Annotated in this window: 1 protein-coding gene; it reads left to right on the top strand. The window is 32.3% G+C overall.

The features are described 5' to 3' along the window. Positions 1 to 133 precede the first annotated feature (133 nt). The gene (locus LKACC16343_RS14105; protein WP_056950777.1) at positions 134 to 1,384 is read left to right on the top strand and encodes an ISL3 family transposase; all 1,251 of its coding nucleotides are present in this window, start codon (positions 134 to 136) and stop codon (positions 1,382 to 1,384) included. Positions 1,385 to 1,453: the final 69 nt, after the last annotated feature.

Below are 1,453 nucleotides of genomic sequence, written 5' to 3'. Positions count from 1 at the left end.
TAGTTCTATACTTTCTGGTATTGATGAATAATCAATACCAGTTTTTTAATCTCTAGAAAATAAAAAAAGAACATCACTGTTCTCATGTTAAGATTTAAGCGACCAAACCCAATCAAACATGGAGAAAACAATAATGTCCCAAGACAATTCTATACTATGTGCACTCGATATAAAAGACAATAATATAAGTAATGTTTCAGTCAAGGACGCTACGATTAAAAATCGTGGCGTTATAAAGCATATAAAGATCGTAAACGCTGATTTAACTTATAAACTGTATCGATGTCCACAATGTGGTTTAAATTCATTAGTCAAAAATGGAAAAAGAAAAACTAATGCTAGATTAGCCAGTTTTAACGGTATTGAGTATCATTTGATGCTCAATAAACAACGTTATATTTGTAAGAACTGTGGTGGCACCTGCGGTGCCCACAGTGATTTATTAATCAAAAATCATACTATGACTAAACAAGTTCAAAACAGAATATTCGTTATGGCAAAGGAATCCTTTACTTTAACATCAATAGCTAAGATCATCGGAGTATCAGTAAATACAGTAAGCAGAGTCTTATATGACAATACCAAATTACCAAATAGATGTGATTGTCTTCCAAAAAACCTGTGTTTTGATGAATTTCGTTCAGTTAACGGTATATTTACTTTTATAGCTATTGATGCACAAACACATCATCTAATTGAGCTGATTCATGATCGACTCTCTAAAACAGTTATTGAACACTTTATAAATAACTATAGCTTGTCAGAACGGCAAGCCGTTAAGACTGTCTCTATTGATTTGAATGCTAATTATCAGTCGGTCATTCATAGAATTTTTCCCAATGCTCAAATAATAGTTGATAGATTTCATATAGTTCAGCTATGTAGCCGGGCATTGGATCAAGTTAGAATCAGTTGTCTTAAAAAAATAAATGATAAACATTCCCGTTTGTATAAAGCACTTAAGTCTAATTGGCGTCTCTATCATCTGCCTGAGGCAGATGTAGACGACAAGAAAGTAAAATATATTTTTGGAATCAACGAATATACTACAACGCGAAACGTTATTGATATAGCCACTGACAATCTACCAGTTTTTAAAAATACTTATGATATTTATCAAGGTATTCAGAAAGCGATACATGAACACGATATATCATTACTCAAAGAAACCATCTATGGATATAAAAAGAATAATACCGCTATGGATACATCTATTTCAACGTTACGTAAGAATTTAAATTATGTAAAGAATAGTTGCACAATGCCGTACTCCAATGGTCCTCTTGAAGGGACCATTGGAAAGATAAAAAAACTCAAACATATCAGTTATGGCTTCAGAAATCTTGACCATTTTCTTAAGAGAATAAGACTCATTTGCGCATAAAAAAAGACAACCTACATGAGGTTGCCTTCTATACAAAAACTATTCATCAATACGATTTGACAAAGAGCC

Source organism: Companilactobacillus bobalius (assembly GCF_002179915.1).
GTDB lineage: Bacteria > Bacillota > Bacilli > Lactobacillales > Lactobacillaceae > Companilactobacillus > Companilactobacillus bobalius.
The sequence above is the reverse complement of the archived record's forward strand: the minus strand, read 5'-3'. Positions and strand labels throughout refer to the sequence as shown.

Coding starts and splice junctions, on each gene's coding strand:
- LKACC16343_RS14105 (WP_056950777.1), top strand. CDS start 134: ATGTCCCAAGACAATTCTATACTATGTGCACTCGATATAAAAGACAAT.